At 41.9% G+C, this 19,683-nt stretch carries 12 protein-coding genes and 3 rRNA genes; 1 reads left to right on the top strand and 14 read right to left on the bottom strand.

From position 1 onward, the window contains the following. Nucleotides 1-14 precede the first annotated feature (14 nt). The 13 genes from hutH to AC0VYJ_RS04190 form a co-directional block, all read right to left on the bottom strand. The gene (gene hutH, locus AC0VYJ_RS04250; protein WP_430243879.1) at nt 15-1,523 is read right to left on the bottom strand and encodes a histidine ammonia-lyase; all 1,509 of its coding nucleotides are present in this window, start codon (nt 1,521-1,523) and stop codon (nt 15-17) included. A gap of 136 nt (nt 1,524-1,659) precedes the next feature. Then, complete coding sequence (locus tag AC0VYJ_RS04245) at nt 1,660-2,721, bottom strand: Ger(x)C family spore germination protein (protein WP_475366606.1); 1,062 nt, start codon at nt 2,719-2,721, stop codon at nt 1,660-1,662. Further along, complete coding sequence (locus tag AC0VYJ_RS04240; protein WP_475366605.1) at nt 2,718-3,809, bottom strand: GerAB/ArcD/ProY family transporter; 1,092 nt, start codon at nt 3,807-3,809, stop codon at nt 2,718-2,720. The genes AC0VYJ_RS04245 and AC0VYJ_RS04240 overlap by 4 nt, the downstream gene beginning before the upstream one ends. A gap of 12 nt (nt 3,810-3,821) precedes the next feature. Continuing rightward, nucleotides 3,822-5,312 (bottom strand): spore germination protein, encoded by a 1,491-nt coding sequence (locus AC0VYJ_RS04235; protein ID WP_475366604.1) that lies wholly within the window; start codon nt 5,310-5,312, stop codon nt 3,822-3,824. 107 nt (nt 5,313-5,419) lie between these two features. Beyond that, nucleotides 5,420-6,838: a cryptochrome/photolyase family protein gene (locus AC0VYJ_RS04230; RefSeq protein WP_475366603.1), complete on the bottom strand. Its 1,419-nt coding sequence runs from the start codon at nt 6,836-6,838 to the stop codon at nt 5,420-5,422. Between the two features lie 797 nt (nt 6,839-7,635). Beyond that, a 5S ribosomal RNA gene (gene rrf, locus AC0VYJ_RS04225) occupies nt 7,636-7,752 on the bottom strand. A 217-nt stretch (nt 7,753-7,969) separates the two neighbouring features. After that, nucleotides 7,970-10,899, bottom strand: a 23S ribosomal RNA gene (locus tag AC0VYJ_RS04220). A 237-nt stretch (nt 10,900-11,136) separates the two neighbouring features. Further along, nucleotides 11,137-12,688 (bottom strand): 16S ribosomal RNA (locus AC0VYJ_RS04215). Together the 16S, 23S and 5S rRNA genes form the textbook arrangement of a ribosomal RNA operon. A 318-nt stretch (nt 12,689-13,006) precedes the next feature. After that, nucleotides 13,007-14,326, bottom strand: coding sequence for a TrkH family potassium uptake protein (locus AC0VYJ_RS04210; RefSeq protein ID WP_430246665.1), 1,320 nt, complete (start codon nt 14,324-14,326; stop codon nt 13,007-13,009). A gap of 271 nt (nt 14,327-14,597) precedes the next feature. Continuing rightward, complete coding sequence (locus tag AC0VYJ_RS04205) at nt 14,598-14,939, bottom strand: CHY zinc finger protein (RefSeq protein WP_475366602.1); 342 nt, start codon at nt 14,937-14,939, stop codon at nt 14,598-14,600. A 73-nt stretch (nt 14,940-15,012) separates the two neighbouring features. Next, a complete protein-coding gene (locus tag AC0VYJ_RS04200; RefSeq protein ID WP_475366601.1) occupies nt 15,013-15,318 on the bottom strand; it encodes a hypothetical protein in 306 nt (101 codons plus the stop codon). A 275-nt stretch (nt 15,319-15,593) separates the two neighbouring features. Beyond that, complete coding sequence (locus tag AC0VYJ_RS04195; RefSeq protein WP_475366600.1) at nt 15,594-16,097, bottom strand: DoxX family protein; 504 nt, start codon at nt 16,095-16,097, stop codon at nt 15,594-15,596. A 161-nt stretch (nt 16,098-16,258) separates the two neighbouring features. Beyond that, complete coding sequence (locus AC0VYJ_RS04190) at nt 16,259-17,431, bottom strand: MFS transporter (RefSeq protein ID WP_475366599.1); 1,173 nt, start codon at nt 17,429-17,431, stop codon at nt 16,259-16,261. 262 nt (nt 17,432-17,693) lie between these two features. Between AC0VYJ_RS04190 and AC0VYJ_RS04185 the strand changes: the two genes are divergently transcribed. Then, on the top strand, nt 17,694-18,767 hold the full coding sequence (locus AC0VYJ_RS04185) for an ATP-binding protein (protein WP_475366598.1): 1,074 nt from the start codon (nt 17,694-17,696) through the stop codon (nt 18,765-18,767). A gap of 8 nt (nt 18,768-18,775) precedes the next feature. On the opposite strand, the gene AC0VYJ_RS04180 is transcribed toward AC0VYJ_RS04185, so the two are convergent. Continuing rightward, nucleotides 18,776-19,657 (bottom strand): alpha/beta fold hydrolase, encoded by an 882-nt coding sequence (locus AC0VYJ_RS04180; RefSeq protein WP_430246676.1) that lies wholly within the window; start codon nt 19,655-19,657, stop codon nt 18,776-18,778. Between the last annotated feature and the right edge of the window lie 26 nt (nt 19,658-19,683).

Raw genomic sequence — 19,683 nt, 5'->3', positions numbered from 1 at the left:
ACGGAAGGATGTTCCTACACACCTACCACAATTTTCTCGATATCCCCATTTTCCTTTAACCAATCGGTCAATCGTTCGATATCATATGAAAAAATGCGATCGCAGTCTATTTCTCTAACAATGCCTCTTCCTGCCTCATATATTTTTTTCGTTTCTGGTGCAAGCTTCGTGGAATCTCGATAGGTAATTCCTTGCATTGCACAAATCGCTTCAATCGCTAGAATTCTTCTCACATTTGTTGTAATTTGGGCAGCGTGACGAGAACCAATCGTTCCCATACTAACATGATCCTCCTGATTGGCTGAGGATGGAATGGAATCAACTGAAGCCGGATGGGCAAGGGTTTTGTTTTCTGAGACAAGAGATGCTGCTGCGTATTGCATAATCATTGCCCCTGATTGTAACCCTGGTTTGGGACTTAAGAATGCAGGAAGATCATTCAATTGCGGGTTCACGAGACGTTCAATACGACGTTCTGCAATACTCCCAAATTCAGCCATCGCAATCGAAAGAAAATCCATTGCAAGGGCAATGGGCTGTCCATGAAAATTTCCTCCAGATAGTACTTTGGCTCCCCCATCAAAAATAAGTGGGTTGTCCGTGGCGGCGTTCATTTCAATTTCAAGTTTTTCTTTTACATAAGCAAGGGCTTGCCAGGAGGCACCATGTACTTGAGGAATACATCTGAGGGAATAAGCATCCTGAACCCTTATCTCTCCTTGCCTCGTTGTTAACTGACTCCCTTTTAATAGCTTTCTTAACCTTCTAGCCACATCCACTTGTTCAGGGTAACCTCTGACCAAATGAATGTCCTCATCGAAGGCGTCTGTAATAGCTCTCAAGGCTTCTAATGTAAGAGATGAGATCCCATCCGCTTCGTAGGCGAGTTTTTCTGCTTCAAGATAAGTGACAGCGCCCATCGCCGTCATCGCCTGTGTTCCATTAATAAGCGCAAGACCTTCCTTAGCGGTTAATTTAATCGGTTCGATTCCTTTCTCTTTCATTGGAACAGTCGCGTTCTCTCGCTTTCCCCGGTAGAATACCTCTCCTTCACCTAATAACGGAAGAACAAGATGAGCTAAAGGGGCCAGGTCACCGCTTGCTCCAAGTGATCCTTGCTGCGGTACAACGGGTAGAATTTCTTCGTTGGCATATAGCAATAGTCTTTCAATCACTTCACGCCTAATCCCTGAAAATCCTTTCAGTAAAGCATTCGCTCGCAGCAAAAGCATAGCTTTTGATACAAGGGGTGGAAAGGGTTCACCGATACCACATGCATGGGAATAAATAAGGTTCAACTGAAGCTGATCAACATCTGAAATTTGAATATGAACATCACTTAACTTGCCAAATCCTGTTGTAATACCGTACACTGTCTCCCCGTTTGCAACAATCGTTTCCACTGCTTTTCTGTTTTGATCAACACGCTTTAGACTCTCTTTCGAACAACTAGCACGCGCACCGTTATATAAAAGTTTTCTAAGATCATTTAATGATAACTGATAACCATCGAGTAAAATCATTTACTACCACTCCTCTACCATATTATCTAAGTAAAGGTACATAAAAAACTCGTTTTAAAAATCGAATCGATTTTTAAAACGAGTTTTTTTATTCCTATATTGTGTGTAATTGCTCATGAGCCCTTCACACCTTTCCTCAATCAATGATTCCTGATTCTCCAATATTCACTTTAACATCAATCGTTACAGGAACATCAGGATAACGGTCATACCATTTTTTAAAATCAAAATCTCTAGTCTGACTACGAGCATGATCACCGATTGAGAAAGGATCTATTCCTAATTCTTGAAATTTCTTAACCATCTCATTACCTTGAGCTTGCACGTTACGTTCAAGCGTCTCTGCAATTTCTTCTTTTGTCTCTTTACTCAACTTATCCCCTGTGTACTCTACAACATTTCCATTTAACTTAATTGTTATGTTTACTGAAGGATTGGTATTCCCATTTTTCACCTTATATTTCACTTTTGATTTGATCTTTTGTAGGTTTGCATATTCTCCATCTGGAAGCTCCAACTCATATAAACCAGCGCTGTAACTTTTATTAATTAATGCGAACATAAACATTTCATCCAAGTTCAGTTTCCCAACCATCTTTTCATCTTCAAACAAAGCGAGACCAGTTATTTTCACTTCAGTCTTTTCTTTCTTAAGTATAGGAACAACTGGATCCATCCCATCGCCATAATATTTGTAATCAAACAAGTGAATATTATTTTGGGGCATATTTCCATACTCAATCGATTGTTTAATTAGATTCTGTAGAAATGGGCCGATTCCCTGTAAATATTGAAATTCATTTTTTATGAGTTCGCCTGCACTTCCTTCTACTACACCAACGTAAATGAGACGACCAGCTGCTGGGTCTCTTAGAAAACTATCTAACACATCTATGATTCCCTCTTCAGCCATATCTTCACTAAATAACAATACCGCCATCTTCCCTATCGAAATTGGCTTAGGTAAACCACTTAATTGATTGCGAAGTCCTTTACTTGTATATGCCTCCGCTTCAAATGACCTTGTCTCAACTTCTTGATTTGGATCAAATGTTTGGAGAGAAATCGTTCCTTTGATTTTCCCTTTTTCGCCGTTGTCATAGCCAACGATAAATAGAATGGGAACTTCATCAATTATTTCCTCTGCTACACAACCTGTCAGAAGCATACAAAGAACTATTAAGCTGAAATATTTCATGTTCGCCTCTTCACTCTCCTCCAAATCATGCTGTATAAGAAAATAAATGGAATATAAAAGTAATAAACGTAGGTTCCTATAATAGAAGTTATCGTATTCAGATAGTCCACCTGATCACGATTCGTAACCATCACACATGCTGTAAAAACAAATGCAATCAAAACCAGAACAAAGTACTTTTGTTTTATATGAAACACCTTTTTTCCAACTCGACTTGCCCCCCACATCGTTAAGCAAATATTAGGAAAAACAACGAAGCACCAGAATGTTATCCCAAGATACTCAAATCGCTCTACAAATGGCAACTCGACAACCTTCCATGCAATTAGTGTAGACCAAATAGACTGCTGAAGTTGCCCCTCGCTATAAAATGCAAGAGAAATTATCATAACCATCGTGTAAATCAATGTCGTTAATAAAACGCCCATGTGTGCCCATATACGAGAGCTCTTCGGATTTTTTAAGAATGGATAAGCAAGTAATAAGATGTCTATGCCAACATAGCTTAGCGTCATCTGCCTTGTTCCAAGAGCAAATTCCTGCAACGAATGATCCAAGATAGGGAATATGTTGCTAAATGTAGAAAATTTCAATGGAGCCGTTGCCGTAAATACTAGCCACACTGGAATAACCACTCCAAAGAAACAGATGCCTGCTACAGTTCGAAAACCTCCAGCAAGCACATAATACGTTAACAACAAATACATTCCGACAGGTATCCAAGTGGCTAATTCAGGAAACATCCAGGCCTGAATGACTTCTATAAACGTACGAAGAATAACAATCGTCCCTAGCAATAAATACATCATTAGTGCAATGTTAAAAAACGCTCCTATCCACTTTCCGAACCACTTATGATGAAGATCAATAATGTCATAAGAACCATCACTAAGAACACGATACATCATCCATATAAACACGTGAAAAATAACACCTGTAATAATAACGACAATCCAGGCATCATTTCCTGCATAGGCCGCGATATAGCGAGGAAAGCCTAGTATTCCAACTCCCACCTGATTACTGTGAATAATAAACATGATCAGGAAGGGAGATATAAGAAGATCATTTCGCTTGCTCTGTTCCATGCAACTCACCCTCTACTGCTCATCGAAATCCAAATGATGCTCTTGGCGTTTTTTCTTATCCTCAAATCGCTTCGTCTGTTTCCCTCGAAAAAATTGAAATCTGTTTTTTTGCATGACATAAGGTAAACGAAAGAAAGAATCGTACCAATCTTTTACCCTCGGAGGATAAAGCGGCGCGAGATATGGGTTTCCAAATGATGTTAACCTGATCATATGCGTTAGAATAAATAGTCCAAACAGCGCTACTCCGATTAAGCCAAGAAATTGTGCGAACACAATTAAAGGATAGCGTAAAAAACGAATCGTATTAGTCATGCGATAAACTGGTGTTGTAAAAGAAGCAAGAGCTGATAAGGCAACCAAAATCAACAGAATATTACTAGTTAAAGAAGCCTCAACAGCAGCCGTTCCAATAACAATACCTCCTACAATACCGAGTGTTTGCCCAACCTTCGTCGGCATCCTTGCCCCCGCCTCTCGTAACAAATCGATTGTCACTTCAAGAAAAAACACTTCAATAACAGGAGAGAAAGGGATGTCACTTCTTGATGAAATTAACGTTGCTAATAACTTAGAAGGAAATAATTCATAATGATACGTTAAAACTGCAACGTACAAAGGAGTAGCGATAATCGACGCTAGAATGGCAATCATGCGGACGACACGAAAAAAGGAAGCAATATTCCATCCAAGATAGTAATCTTCAAAGGAAACTAACAATTGCCCAAAATTAATTGGACCAATTAGAGCATTAGAAGAGCCTTCTGTTAAGATCGCAAATGCACCAAAATTCATATGTCCTGTAATACGATCCGTTCGTTCCGTATCAATCATTTGCGGAAAAACAGACAGAGAATTGTCTTCTAACATCTGACCAATAAAGGAAGAGTCAGAAATAATATCAAAATCGAGATCTTCGAGACGCTGCATAACGGTATTAATATTCTGTTCACTAGCCACACCCTCAATAAAGGCAACGACAACCTTCGTTTTACTTATCGTTCCAACGGTAATCTCTTTCATTCTCAACCTGGGATGCGGGATTCTTCTACGAATTAAATTCATATTTGTATGAAGATCTTCGACTAGACCTTCTTTCGGTCCCATCACACTAAATTCAATTTCAGGAGCAGATAAATCTCTTGATTTGCGAAGACTAATGTTTACAAGGAGAACCTTTTGACCTCGTGAAAGTTGGATGGCAAGATAACCTTCTAACAACCGTTCTTGGATGACTGATAGCTCTGATGAAATCTCAATATTTTCGATTGGAAGAATACCTTTTAAGTCTTCAAGTGATTTTGACTTACATTCTTTAATTACTGGCAATATGTCACGGTGGAGCTGTTCAGAATCAACAAGCGATGCAAAATAGATTAACCGATAAGGCTGATCGCTCGCTTTATTTTCATATGCTACAAAATCGATCGATTGTTTAAGGTCTTTTATCATTTCCTCTAACGTAGATGGCTTTTCAGAAGCGCCTTTCTTAAACCATTTCACATGAATCAGCTCCGCACTTAGCATTCTCTTCCAATTAGCATGCGCATTTCTTGTCCTCTTATCCATCAAAAAAAGATCAGGCGCGCATATAGCACCTGACCTTTTTATCACGTTCTTTCTTTATAAACACTTAGCACCTTTTGGCGCTGTACTTTATGATCCACAGTTGGAAGTGGGTAATCTTCCCCAATGACACAGTTATTTTCCTTTTGCTCTTCTTCAGTCATTTTTGATGGTTGATGGATATACTTCTTAGGCACACCTTTTAACTCTTCAACGTATTTCTTAATATAAACACCATCCGGATCAAATCGTTCTGCCTGAGTCGTCGGATTGAAGATGCGAAAATAAGGGACAGCATCTGTACCAGTCGAAGAAGCCCACTGCCATCCTCCAGCATTGGAAGACTCATCATAATCAATCAGCTTTTCCTCAAAGTAACGCTCACCAAGTCTCCAATCGATAAGGTAATCTTTTGTAAGAAATGAAGCCGTAATCATACGAAGTCGATTATGCATCCAGCCTTCCTGATTTAGTTGCCTCATTCCAGCATCAACGATTGGAAAGCCTGTTTTACCCTCTTTCCACTTCTGGAATTTTTCTTCATCGTCATTCCACGGAATGCTTCGATATTTGGACTGAAATTCACGATCTCGAAATTCAGGAAACTCTGAATGAACCATTCCATAAAAATCACGCCAAGAAAGTTCCTGAATAAACGTTTCTGCCCCTTTATGATCATATTCCGCTACCATATGAAAAAGGGTTCGGACAGAGAGAGTACCTGTCTTTAAATACGGTGATAACTTACTCGTCCCCACAAGTGAAGGAACATCTCGATGATTATCATAATCCTTGATTCTTTCTTTCACAAAACGCTTCGCCCGTTGATTTGCACTCTTTTCACCAATCGCTTGCCAATTTGCTTCACACTTATTTAAAATGTTTGCAAATTCGGCTTCAGATTCGGGATCAAGTGTATGATCTAACGAATGAGCATACTTCTTAACCTTCTTAAAATCATTTTGAATGACTGGTGGCTTTCTTAGCGTCCGCCATTGCTTATAATAGGGCGTAAATACCTTATACATCGTATCATCATGTTTCCTAACTTCTTTAGAACCATGAAGGTAGTAATCTTTATAAGAAAATACTTTAATGCCCTTCTCTTTAAGCAAGTTACTCACTTCATGATCGCGCCTCGCTCCGTAACCTGCTTCATCTTCATTAAAGAAAATGGCCGTTACATTTAAACGAGCCGTTACCTTATCAAATACGTCTTTTGGAGTTCCGTAGCTAATTTGAAAGGGAAGTTTCTCATTTTTACAGCGTTCTTGAAATTCAGCCACCGTCCGAAAGAAATAATCATGGTGGAGATCGATTGTATTCGTAAAATGGGGATCAAACTGGAAAATCCCTACCCAGTTAGCATCATTTTCTTCACAATAGGCGATAGCCTTTTCAAGAGCAGTTTGGTCGTTTAAACGAAAATCCCGTCTAAACCAAACGATAACGATTTCACTCATCACATTCACCTCTACTATCATTTTAGTTCGAAGAAAGGGAGGCATACAGTTTGAATGTGCTATAGATGCCAACTAACGATATTGTAGCTAAATAAGTGGTCTACCTATAAGACAAATGAATAATTTATTCGAATCTCTTAAACGCGATATGTAACACTTTAATCATTAACCAAATTGTTATTACAATGATTAAGATTGAAAAGAAGCTGTTCCAAAAGGGTTCACTCCATTAATAGTAGATTCTAGTTCTTCCCCTCGATTTTAAAGCATTATTTTATACAATTCACCTGATCTTTTAAGAAATCTCTATCAATTTTATAATACCAAGAAGCTTATCATTAGCCATTAATTCCGCGATATTTTATATAATTCCGCGAAATCCGGATTTTTCCCGCGCATTTGAGATTAATTCCGCGAACGTAAAAAAACATATAAAAAAGCGAGAAACCCTCAGGTCTCTCGCTTCTCTTAATTGCCCAGCGACGTCCTACTCTTGCAGGGGGAGATCCCCCAACTACCATCGGCGCTCGAGCTTAACTTCCGTGTTCTCATACGGGGCGCGATAAGCGGCGAACTTCTTCGTCAGCTGCGCGATGCCAGATCCTCATGGATCTCTCGAATATCCACTCCGGTCTGACATCACTTGCTTCCTCGAATTTCTTGCTTCTCCCACCCCTACGAAGCTTTCGAAGAAGTCTTTGATTGTCTTTCCTGCAGCTTTTTTCTCTTACGAGCTTACTACACTTTTTGAATACAAAAAAGCGAGAGACCTGAGGGTCTCTCGCTTCTCTTATGTTGCCCAGCGACGTCCTACTCTTGCAGGGGGAGATCCCCCAACTACCATCGGCGCTGAAGAGCTTAACTTCCGTGTTCGGCATGGGAACGGGTGTGACCTCTTCGCCATCATCACTAGACTAACAGGATGTTAGCCGTTCGGTGTTCACCACAGGACGTGGTGGCACTTAATCGAACTTCCTTATTTCAGGTGTTCCCTGAAAACTAGATAGCACGCACAACTTTCCAATATGTCCAGCTACGTAAGCCAAATCCTCGATCGTTTCACCTTTTGATTCTGACTCAAAAGCCTCCAACGCTTGTCGGATTTAAACGGCTTACTTCGCTTTTCGTTTTTAGGTTAAGCCCTCGATCGATTAGTATTCGTCAGCTCCACGTGTTGCCACGCTTCCACCCCGAACCTATCTACCTCATCATCTCTAAGGGATCTTACCAGCTTCATGCTGTGGGAAATCTCATCTCGAGGGGGGCTTCATGCTTAGATGCTTTCAGCACTTATCCCTTCCACACGTAGCTACCCAGCTATGCTCCTGGCGGAACAACTGGTACACCAGCGGTGTGTCCATCCCGGTCCTCTCGTACTAAGGACAGCTCCTCTCAAATTTCCTGCGCCCGCGACGGATAGGGACCGAACTGTCTCACGACGTTCTGAACCCAGCTCGCGTACCGCTTTAATGGGCGAACAGCCCAACCCTTGGGACCTACTTCAGCCCCAGGATGCGATGAGCCGACATCGAGGTGCCAAACCTCCCCGTCGATGTGGACTCTTGGGGGAGATAAGCCTGTTATCCCCAGGGTAGCTTTTATCCGTTGAGCGATGGCCCTTCCATGCGGAACCACCGGATCACTAAGCCCGACTTTCGTCCCTGCTCGACTTGTAGGTCTCGCAGTCAAGCTCCCTTGTGCCTTTACACTCTGCGAATGATTTCCAACCATTCTGAGGGAACCTTTGGGCGCCTCCGTTACACTTTAGGAGGCGACCGCCCCAGTCAAACTGCCCACCTGACACTGTCTCCGCACCGGATCACGGTGCTGGGTTAGAATGTCAGTACAGCCAGGGTAGTATCCCACCGACGCCTCCATCGAACCTGGCGGTCCGACTTCTATGGCTCCTACCTATCCTGTACAAGCTGTACCAAAATCCAATATCAGGCTACAGTAAAGCTCCATGGGGTCTTTCCGTCCTGTCGCGGGTAACCTGCATCTTCACAGGTACTATAATTTCACCGGGTCTCTCGTTGAGACAGTATCCAAGTCGTTGCACCTTTCGTGCGGGTCGGAACTTACCCGACAAGGAATTTCGCTACCTTAGGACCGTTATAGTTACGGCCGCCGTTTACTGGGGCTTCGATTCAGAGCTTCTCCCGTAAGGGATAACCCCTCCTCTTAACCTTCCAGCACCGGGCAGGTGTCAGCCCCTATACTTCGCCTTACGGCTTTGCAGAGACCTGTGTTTTTGCTAAACAGTCGCTTGGATCTTTTCACTGCGGCTCCCCTGGGCTATAAACCCGAGGAAGCACCCCTTCTCCCGAAGTTACGGGGTCATTTTGCCGAGTTCCTTAACGAGAGTTCTCCCGATCGTCTTAGGATTCTCTCCTCGCCTACCTGTGTCGGTTTGCGGTACGGGCACCTTTTTCCTCACTAGAGGCTTTTCTTGGCAGCGTAGAATCAAGGACTTCGGTACTAAATTTCCCTCGCCATCACGACTCAGCCTTCATGGTGAACGGATTTGCCTATTCACCAGCCTAATCGCTTGGACGCGCATTTCCAGCAGCGCGCTCTCCCTATCTTTCTGCGTCCCCCCGTCGTTCAAACGGAAAGGAGGTGGTACAGGAATATCAACCTGTTATCCATCGCCTACGCCTTTCGGCCTCGGCTTAGGTCCCGACTAACCCTGAGCGGACGAGCCTTCCTCAGGAAACCTTGGGCTTTCGACGGACAAGATTCTCACTTGTCTTTCGCTACTCATACCGGCATTCTCACTTCTAAGCGCTCCACCAGTCCTTTCGGTCTGACTTCACAGCCCTTAGAACGCTCTCCTACCATTGTCGTAAGACAATCCACAGCTTCGGTGATACGTTTAGCCCCGGTACATTTTCGGCGCAGCGTCACTCGACCAGTGAGCTATTACGCACTCTTTAAATGATGGCTGCTTCTAAGCCAACATCCTGGTTGTCTAAGCAACGCCACATCCTTTTCCACTTAACGTATACTTTGGGACCTTAGCTGGTGGTCTGGGCTGTTTCCCTCTCGACTACGGATCTTATCACTCGCAGTCTGACTCCCGCGGATAAATCGTTGGCATTCGGAGTTTGACTGGATTCGGTAATCCGGTAAGGACCCCTAGTCCAATCAGTGCTCTACCTCCAAGATTCTTGCCGCGAGGCTAGCCCTAAAGCTATTTCGGAGAGAACCAGCTATCTCCAGGTTCGATTGGCATTTCACCGCTACCCACACCTCATCCCCGCATTTTTCAACATGCGTGGGTTCGGGCCTCCATTCAGTGTTACCTGAACTTCACCCTGGACATGGGTAGATCACCTGGTTTCGGGTCTACGACCACGTACTATTTCGCCCTATTCAGACTCGCTTTCGCTGCGGCTCCGCCTTCTCAGCTTAACCTTGCACGGGATCGTAACTCGCCGGTTCATTCTACAAAAGGCACGCTGTCACCCATTAACGGGCTCCAACTAGTTGTAGGCACACGGTTTCAGGTTCTTTTTCACTCCCCTTCCGGGGTGCTTTTCACCTTTCCCTCACGGTACTGGTTCACTATCGGTCACTAGAGAGTATTTAGCCTTGGGAGATGGTCCTCCCGGATTCCGACGGGGTTTCACGTGTCCCGCCGTACTCAGGATCCGTCTCGGAGGGCATCGGATTTTGACTACAGGATTGTTACCTTCTCTGATGGACCTTTCCAGGTCGCTTCGTCTATCCGTGCCTTTGTAACTCCAAAGAGACGTCCTACAACCCCAGAGGGCAAGCCCTCTGGTTTGGGCTGATTCCGTTTCGCTCGCCGCTACTCAGGAAATCGCGTTTGCTTTCTCTTCCTCCGGGTAATGAGATGTTTCAGTTCCCCGGGTCTGCCTTCCATTCCCTATGTATTCAGAAATGGATACCATCCTATTAAAGATGGTGGGTTCCCCCATTCGGAAATCTCCGGATCAAAGCGTACTTACAGCTCCCCGAAGCATATCGGTGTTCGTCCCGTCCTTCTTAGGCTTCTAGTGCCAAGGCATCCACCGTGCGCCCTTAGTAGCTTAACCTTCGATTTGTTAGGCATTGCTGCCATAACGCATCAGTTATTACTAAGTTATTGCATAAAAAATAATTATTGGATGTCGTTGTTTGTGCTATCAAGTTTTCAAGGAACAAGGCTACTGTTTGAATCCGCCTAAGCTTCATCACTTCACCTGGTTTGAAAGAATAAATCATTCTTTCAAAACTAAACGAAACGCTCATGTAAGGTTGGTAACGTAAGTTACCTTCGTAATTCTCCATAGAAAGGAGGTGATCCAGCCGCACCTTCCGATACGGCTACCTTGTTACGACTTCACCCCAATCATTTGTCCCACCTTCGGCGGCTGGCTCCATAAAGGTTACCCCACCGACTTCGGGTGTTACAAACTCTCGTGGTGTGACGGGCGGTGTGTACAAGGCCCGGGAACGTATTCACCGCGGCATGCTGATCCGCGATTACTAGCAATTCCGGCTTCATGCAGGCGAGTTGCAGCCTGCAATCCGAACTGAGAACGGCTTTATGGGATTCGCTTCACCTCGCGGTGTTGCTGCCCTTTGTACCGTCCATTGTAGCACGTGTGTAGCCCAGGTCATAAGGGGCATGATGATTTGACGTCATCCCCACCTTCCTCCGGTTTGTCACCGGCAGTCACCTTAGAGTGCCCAACTAAATGCTGGCAACTAAGATCAAGGGTTGCGCTCGTTGCGGGACTTAACCCAACATCTCACGACACGAGCTGACGACAACCATGCACCACCTGTCACTCTGTCCCCCGAAGGGGAACGTCCTGTCTCCAGGATTGTCAGAGGATGTCAAGACCTGGTAAGGTTCTTCGCGTTGCTTCGAATTAAACCACATGCTCCACTGCTTGTGCGGGCCCCCGTCAATTCCTTTGAGTTTCAACCTTGCGGTCGTACTCCCCAGGCGGAGTGCTTAATGTGTTAACTTCAGCACTGAGGGTGGAACCCCCCAACACCTAGCACTCATCGTTTACGGCGTGGACTACCAGGGTATCTAATCCTGTTTGCTCCCCACGCTTTCGCGCCTCAGCGTCAGTTACAGACCAGAGAGCCGCCTTCGCCACTGGTGTTCCTCCACATATCTACGCATTTCACCGCTACACGTGGAATTCCACTCTCCTCTTCTGCACTCAAGTCCTCCAGTTTCCAATGACCCTCCACGGTTGAGCCGTGGGCTTTCACATCAGACTTAAAAGACCGCCTGCGCGCGCTTTACGCCCAATAATTCCGGACAACGCTTGCCACCTACGTATTACCGCGGCTGCTGGCACGTAGTTAGCCGTGGCTTTCTGGTTAGGTACCGTCAAGGTACCGCCCTATTCGAACGGTACTTGTTCTTCCCTAACAACAGAGCTTTACGACCCGAAGGCCTTCGTCACTCACGCGGCGTTGCTCCGTCAGACTTTCGTCCATTGCGGAAGATTCCCTACTGCTGCCTCCCGTAGGAGTCTGGGCCGTGTCTCAGTCCCAGTGTGGCCGATCACCCTCTCAGGTCGGCTACGCATCGTCGCCTTGGTAAGCCATTACCTTACCAACTAGCTAATGCGCCGCGGGCCCATCCTACAGTGTTAGCTCGAAAGCCAACTTTCAACATTGCACCATGCGGTGCGATGTATTACCCGGTATTAGCTCCGGTTTCCCGGAGTTATCCCAGTCTGCAGGGCAGGTTGCCCACGTGTTACTCACCCGTCCGCCGCTAAGATCAGGGAGCAAGCTCCCATCTCTTCGCTCGACTTGCATGTATTAGGCACGCCGCCAGCGTTCGTCCTGAGCCAGGATCAAACTCTCCGATAGAAAGCTTAATCTAGCTTTAAAACAATGTTTTGTTTCCGTAGAAACAACTACTTACATGGCGTTTCGTTCAGTTTTCAAAGATCGATTTAATTCTATTAATCTCGGTGTTATTCTCCCGAGTGACAACTTCTATCTTACCAGCAACATTCATATAAGTCAATGTCTTTTTTTAAAACATTTTTGTATGTAATTTGTATGTAAGATGTTGTTTGTTTTTCGAAGTGACAAGAAACATCTTACCATGTGATAACAATGGCGTCAACCATTTATGGGAATTAATTTTCATCCCCCCTTCCTCATCAATGGAAGGGGGCAGTTTTATCCTGTAAGTACTTCTTCTTCAGGGTATCTTATTTTAGAAGTCTTCTTAGAAGCAAAGATGAAGGCAAGCGTCAGGGGACCAAGTTTACCAACCATCATGATGACAATAATTGTTACTTTTCCTATTCCATCTAGGCTGCCTGTTAATCCCATTGAAAGTCCTACTGTTCCAAATGCGGATACAACTTCAAATAAATTAACTAAAAAAGGAGATTCCTGCGTTAGTTCAAGAATAAAAACTCCGAGTATAACAACCCCTGTTGAAATCACAGTTATTGCAAGAGCTTTAATAATGATAGAGAAAGCGAGCGTTTTATGAAAAATGGTTACTTCGTTTTTACCTTTTAAAAAGGTATTAACTGAAAGGAGCATAGCGATGAAGGTAGTAAGCTTAATTCCACCTCCAGTAGAAGCACTTCCAGCCCCTATGAACATAAGACATATAATAAAAAAGAGAGAAGCTTCTTCCATACTACCGATATCTACCGTATTAAAACCTGCTGTTCGAGGAGTTACAGCCTGAAATAATGCAGCCCATCCTTTTCCTGGACCATTTAGTTGCCCAATTGTAGAAGTGTTATTCCACTCGAGCGTGATAATCACGATAAAAGCAAGTGCATTTATGATGATACTCCCTATTACCATCAATTTCGTATGAAGGGCCCATTCACGAAAATGCTTCTTATTCTTAAGATCGATTAAAACCGTGAAGCCAATTCCACCTAAGATAAACAAGAGAGTAATAACAATATTGATAACCGGATCTCCAACATATGAAGAAAGACTGTCTGACCAAATCGAGAAGCCAGCATTATTATAAGCTGAAATAGAATGGAAAATTGCTGCGTAAATTCCGCTTCCTACTCCGTATTCAGGTATCCACCTCGCCGAAAGAATAATGGCTCCAATCATTTCTATTATGATCGAAAATAAAAGTAGACTTCGAACGAGCTTAACAATGCCTCCCATTCCTTTTTGATTTAATGCCTGAGTAATTAAGAGCCTTTGAGAAACCCCGATTTTTTTCCCTATTAATAGAAAGATCACAACTGCAAATGACATAATGCCAAGCCCGCCAATTTGAATGAGTAACATGATAACAAGCTGACCAAAAATAGTATACACACTGCCCGTATCCACTACTACTAGACCAGTAACAGTGATAGCAGATATTGCCGTAAACCAGGCATCTAGCCAGCTAATTGACGTTGTGGTTGCCTGTGGTAGCTTTAGAAGAAACGTTCCGATCGTACTAACAAATAGAAATAGAAGCAACAAAGCTCTAGGCGGATGAAGTAAAACCTTTTTGTATTTCAAGACATACCCCTCTTTCTTCTTTAAGAACAGCCACGCAAACCCCTCGAAATATACTTTCCACATCAAAAGCGTTAAAACGATTCATTTATATAGAAGTAAACAAAAAGAAAAAACACAGGAAATCTGTGTTTGACACGAAGATATAACCCATTAAAGTTCTTTTTATACCAAAGCCTGATGTTATTTTTATCCCTATGCTTTCGACACAATAAAGGATTTCTCAATAGGATTGAAATAATAATACATCCAGACTACCCACAAGTAAAGAAAATCATTTAGCGTCGATCTGCTCAAAGTAAAGATGTTGGTGAAGCTTACAACCATCATTAAAGAGAGACTGACAGTATGGACAAATTGAGTTTGAAGAAATGTACTGTTGTATCGTTAGTTCTGACTTGCAATTCCCACAAAGTACAGCTTTTTCATCAACTTCGTGTTTGGGCCACTTTATAACAGAATGATCCGTTGTTTCTTCATGACAATAGATACATGGATAATATGTACCACAACATTTGAATTTAATCGCAATAATATCCCGTTTACTATAGTAATGTTGGCATCTAGTTTCATCATCTACAACTTTACCTTTTATAACAATCTCTTCAGATCCCATTTTATATCCCTCTCTAATTCCATCTTCTATTACGTATCATTCTATCATTATCTTCCATTGTCTAGAAAAATGATTAATTAACTGATAGATCATTTTTAATCACATGGTCGGTCATGCAAATTTTGCAAAAAGAAAAACCTTTTTTGTCTCTGACATTCGCAGTCATTTGTATAAGTTCATCAAGATTACCTGAACAAATCTTTTCAACTTTCGTTCGCACACCCGCGTCTTTTTGTCGCCATAACGTTCGACATGTGGCGATATGAATTTTATTATAATCAGGATCGCTCCCTTTAAAATGATTAAATACATATCCTTCCGGATTAGCACGATACCAGTTTAAATAACGTTCTTCATTTTCTTTGAAAATACCGATCATAGTCTAGCCTCCCACTTATTTATCACTAGACCATTTTCGTCGTGACACTCGCTCCCCCTCTTTACAATTTATTACAGATACCAGTCATTTTTTAACTAAATGTAATTTATTTTCTGAAGAAGGCTTTTTACTAATCGGGTAACAAATAAAGTTCGTAATATTCGACATACCAAGAGTGAGATTAGTATCAATTTTTCATCTAACCTTCTTAATAATAGTTTGATTCCTACTTATAGAAATTTAAAAGGCTCCGCTTTTATGCGGAACCTTTCGCTTTAGTGATGGAATATGGGCTTACTTTGGTGTGTTTTAATATTCTTCTTTAAATAAGGAACAATCCAACGATCAAGCCCGAACTTAGCTGCATTGTAACCAGCAATGAGCAATAATATTCCAAGAATGACCATCATTGGATTTGTACTGGTTGTGCCACTAAACAGGAAGGCAAAATTCATGATTACTCCCATAAGAGCGGCAAGTGTTGTAAATGTTCCAAGTAGTAATCCGAGACCAACAAAGAATTCGCCCCAAGGAATTAAAACATTAAAGAAATCGACATTTGGAATTGCTGCGCCTTCTAAGAATGTAGCCCACCACCCTAGAACTGCAGGATGCTCACCACTAGCGTTGGCTACTGCCCCCTGTAAGAAGCCATTTGCATCAAAACCATTAGTGATTTTTGTCCAACCAGATGTCACCCATTGATAACCAAGATATATCCGAATAAAAAAGAGTATACCAGCTGCTGCTTTATTTTCTCTTAGAAAATGAACAAACATCTCTCTCACTCCCCACTATTTATTCTTAACACACCTTTAATGTAAGGGAGCTTCTAAAAACATTATGTGAATTACATCACTATTAATCTAACTGTTTTATATAGTTACGATTCGGGTATGAAATAACTGGATAATTCAAATAGGACAGAATCTCTTCTATCCTATGCATAACTTTCGTCTCTTTTGGATTTTCTCTTATCGATTACACGATAGAAAAGTAATGCAAGACAACCAATTAAGGTCACGTACCCCATCACACTGTACAAAGTAGCACCAGAAGTTTCTTCAAAAATCATTCCTCCAAGCAATGAACCTAGTATGCCAGACAAACCAAAAAACACCGAAATAAATAACAAATGGCCTGTCGCCTGTAAATGCTCTGGAACTAATTTGGTCACGTATTGAAAGGCCGCAACGTAAAATACACCAAACGTTACGCCGTGAAAAACTTGAAGAAGTATCGCTGCTTGAGGTCCTCCAACGTAAGCTAACCCTATCCATCTGACAGCATAGATCAAACCTGCTATTAAGATAAAGACCACTTCATTAAAACGCCTAAACCAAAAATGACTTGTCGCAAATATGAGAGCTTCACTAGCAACTGCAACGAACCAGGCTAGTCCTATTTGAGATTCATTTCCACCAAGATCCGTGATATAAATCCCTATGAAACTGTCATTTGCTCGATGCGGAATGGTTAAAAACATGATCGTAATCAAAAAGAGTAGGAAGCGAGGATTCTTTCCAATCCGTATGGCATCCCATACAGTAACAGGTTTATTATGTGTTTCGACATCTGATACTCTCATAGCTGTAAAAAAAGCAAGCAAAATCATGAGCATAAAAGGAACCAAAATAAAAGCTATACCAAAAAAAGCAAAAAACTGACCAACTACTAAAGTTGAAACTGCAAAACCAATTGAGCCCCAGGTTCGAATACTTCCAAAGTTTCTATTCACGCTAGCTGCTGTTTTAACAGCTAGACTATCACCAAGAGCCCCTGTTGGGGACATAAAAACATAGAACGCCGCAGCGGAGATGAGAATAAACACATAGTTATGGTTCGTTAGAAGAAAAATGCTAATGATGGCAACGCCAACTAACGTTACGAGTAGAACCTTTTTAATTGTTCCGAATTTATCGCTTATGTAACCCCAAAACGGTTGAGCCATTATGGCTGCAAGTGGTCCGATCGCTAGGATAGATCCAATTTTACTCTCAGACATACCACTTTGTTGAAAATATACTGGCATATAGCTAATGATGATTGTATTTGCTCCATGAAAAAAGAACAAGAACAGACTAAGGAAAAAGACAGAGTCTCTTTTGGTCATCTTTTAAGCCGTCCTCCCTTGCTAAATGTGATGCGCTCAAAATACTTCTTCTAACTCTATAGTAAGTACAATTGAATTGCAATGCGCTTTCATTGGGATTGGTTCCATTATTATTACTATATTCTCCTACCTTATCAACCACTTCGAACGCCAAAAATTTCCAATCTATTACAAATATCGATCATAATTTGAAGGGGATACGCATATCTTGTAGAAATATCCAATTAGTACTAAGTTAAAATGCTGATTATGGGGGATTTCTATGAAAAATGGAAGCGAGCTACAAGAGGCGAATTTAGATATTATTTTTCACCATATTTCAGATCTTATTTTCCAAATTCGTGTGATCGATGTTCACCATTATGAAATCGAAGCTGTAAATGAAGCTTATCTAGCAAGTTATGAGACTTCCAAAGAAGCCATATCTGGGCGGAGAATCGAAGACTTTCTAGGGGTTGACCAAGGAATACAAGCGATTAAAAGATTCCAAGAAGCCATGATTCGTAAGAAAACCATTCAATTTGAAGAAGGTTATTCTTTCCCAAAACAGGGCTACAAGCTATTTGATATTACACTAGTGCCACTTGTAGAAGAGGGGAATGTTTCGAGGATCATTGGAATTGCGAAAGATATTACCGAGAAAAGAATGAATGAAGAGCACCTTGCTCAATCCGAAAAGCTATCGATTGTTGGACAACTTGCAGCTGGGATCGCACACGAGCTTCGAAACCCGCTCACTTCTTTAAAGGGTTTCTTAAAATTAATACAGTTCAAAAACTCTGATCAAGACATTGATCGCTATGCCCAGGTGATGGATTCAGAATTTCATCGGATCGAACAGATTATCGATGAATTTCTTATTCTTGCAAAACCAACAAAAATTAATTTTAACTATAATCGAATCGATCTCATATTAGATGAAGTCATTGAATTGCTAAGTGGCCAGGCTAATATGAAAGCAATCATTCTAACAAAAGAGTACCACTCTTCTCTCCCAGAGATTTATTGTGAAAGTAATCAATTAAAACAAGTTTTTATTAATTTGATAAAAAATGCGATGGATGCTATCGGTGAAGAGGGAGAAATTACAATCTCAGCCCGAGAATGTAACGATAAATTACAAATTAGAATCATTGATAATGGTAGCGGAATCACAGATGAAGAGCTTGAGAAACTCGGCTCTCCGTTTTTCACTACCAAAAAGAACGGGACTGGACTTGGGCTTACGATATGCAAACGTATAGTAAAAAAACATAAAGGGAACTTAACTATCGAAAGTAATAAGGGGAAGGGCACGATCATTACGCTCACTTTTCCAAAGGGGGTTGGCAATTAACCCCCCTGTTATTCAGGGCCTTGCGTATGGCCCTTTTGCTTTGTTTGCTCCTTTAACCATCTCTCTACCATATATAAAGCTTCTTTAGGTTTTTGCCAATGTAGAACATGACCTGTCTGTGGAATAGCGTCAATTCTACATTCACCTTTCACTTCATTCCGCATCACGTTTGCTGCATGCTTTCTATTAGTTTCATCTGCTACAGGAAGTGTTGCCCTTAGGAGATAGATAGGAACATTTACCATATGAAAAATTTCTTTGCATGGTTCTTGATAGAGGGACTTCATAATCGCTCTTACTGTACTACCACTAGCCCTTAAGGCTACGCCATTTTTCCTTTCCTCCATATCCCTATGTACCATTTGCTCTAAATACTTGCTCCACCTTCCGATTTCCATTTTCTTCTTTTGTTCATATTCTTCCAATTTTCTGTAATGATTTTCTACCACCCATTGAGACATTTGTTCAAGAAGTTCTTCAAGCGTTAGTGACGGATCATCAGAAGAATGAAGATAACCGCCATCAATCATCACGATACCTTTTACCATTTTAGAGAATTGACTACTATAATGAAGTGCCAGGGCAGCTCCCCACGAATGCCCAATGAGCCAGACTGGTACGTCACTTAATGATGTACAAACCTTATGAAGCCACTCTGTTAGAAGTTCAAAAGAATAACTCTTATCTTCATTAAATGGAGGCGTCTCACCATGGCCTGGTAGATCAATCGAGATTAAATGAAAGTAATCCTTAAGACCTTCTGCCATCTCACTAAAACCAAGTGCATTGTTCGTTAAACCGTGAAGAAGAATGACAGTTGGCTGACTCCTATCTCCCCATTCAAAACCATGAACATAACTGCCATCTATTTCTATTATGATTTTTTTCATTTCACTTTTCCTTTAAACTATGACTT

Source organism: Anaerobacillus sp. 63XJN7_5_ISO-PGPR-S23-430, assembly GCF_056173695.1.
The sequence above is the reverse complement of the archived record's forward strand: the minus strand, read 5'-3'. Positions and strand labels throughout refer to the sequence as shown.

What these genes read in the sequence shown, in the direction of transcription:
- AC0VYJ_RS04200 (WP_475366601.1), bottom strand. Translation starts at nt 15,318, where the DNA reads ATGATCGGTATTTTCAAAGAAAATGAAGAACGTTATTTAAACTGGTAT.
- AC0VYJ_RS04180 (WP_430246676.1), bottom strand. Translation starts at nt 19,657, where the DNA reads ATGAAAAAAATCATAATAGAAATAGATGGCAGTTATGTTCATGGTTTT.
- AC0VYJ_RS04190 (WP_475366599.1), bottom strand. Translation starts at nt 17,431, where the DNA reads ATGACCAAAAGAGACTCTGTCTTTTTCCTTAGTCTGTTCTTGTTCTTT.
- AC0VYJ_RS04230 (WP_475366603.1), bottom strand. Translation starts at nt 6,838, where the DNA reads ATGAGTGAAATCGTTATCGTTTGGTTTAGACGGGATTTTCGTTTAAAC.
- AC0VYJ_RS04240 (WP_475366605.1), bottom strand. Translation starts at nt 3,809, where the DNA reads ATGGAACAGAGCAAGCGAAATGATCTTCTTATATCTCCCTTCCTGATC.
- hutH (WP_430243879.1), bottom strand. Translation starts at nt 1,523, where the DNA reads ATGATTTTACTCGATGGTTATCAGTTATCATTAAATGATCTTAGAAAA.
- AC0VYJ_RS04185 (WP_475366598.1), top strand. Translation starts at nt 17,694, where the DNA reads ATGAAAAATGGAAGCGAGCTACAAGAGGCGAATTTAGATATTATTTTT.
- AC0VYJ_RS04245 (WP_475366606.1), bottom strand. Translation starts at nt 2,721, where the DNA reads ATGAAATATTTCAGCTTAATAGTTCTTTGTATGCTTCTGACAGGTTGT.
- AC0VYJ_RS04195 (WP_475366600.1), bottom strand. Translation starts at nt 16,097, where the DNA reads ATGTTTGTTCATTTTCTAAGAGAAAATAAAGCAGCAGCTGGTATACTC.
- AC0VYJ_RS04205 (WP_475366602.1), bottom strand. Translation starts at nt 14,939, where the DNA reads ATGGGATCTGAAGAGATTGTTATAAAAGGTAAAGTTGTAGATGATGAA.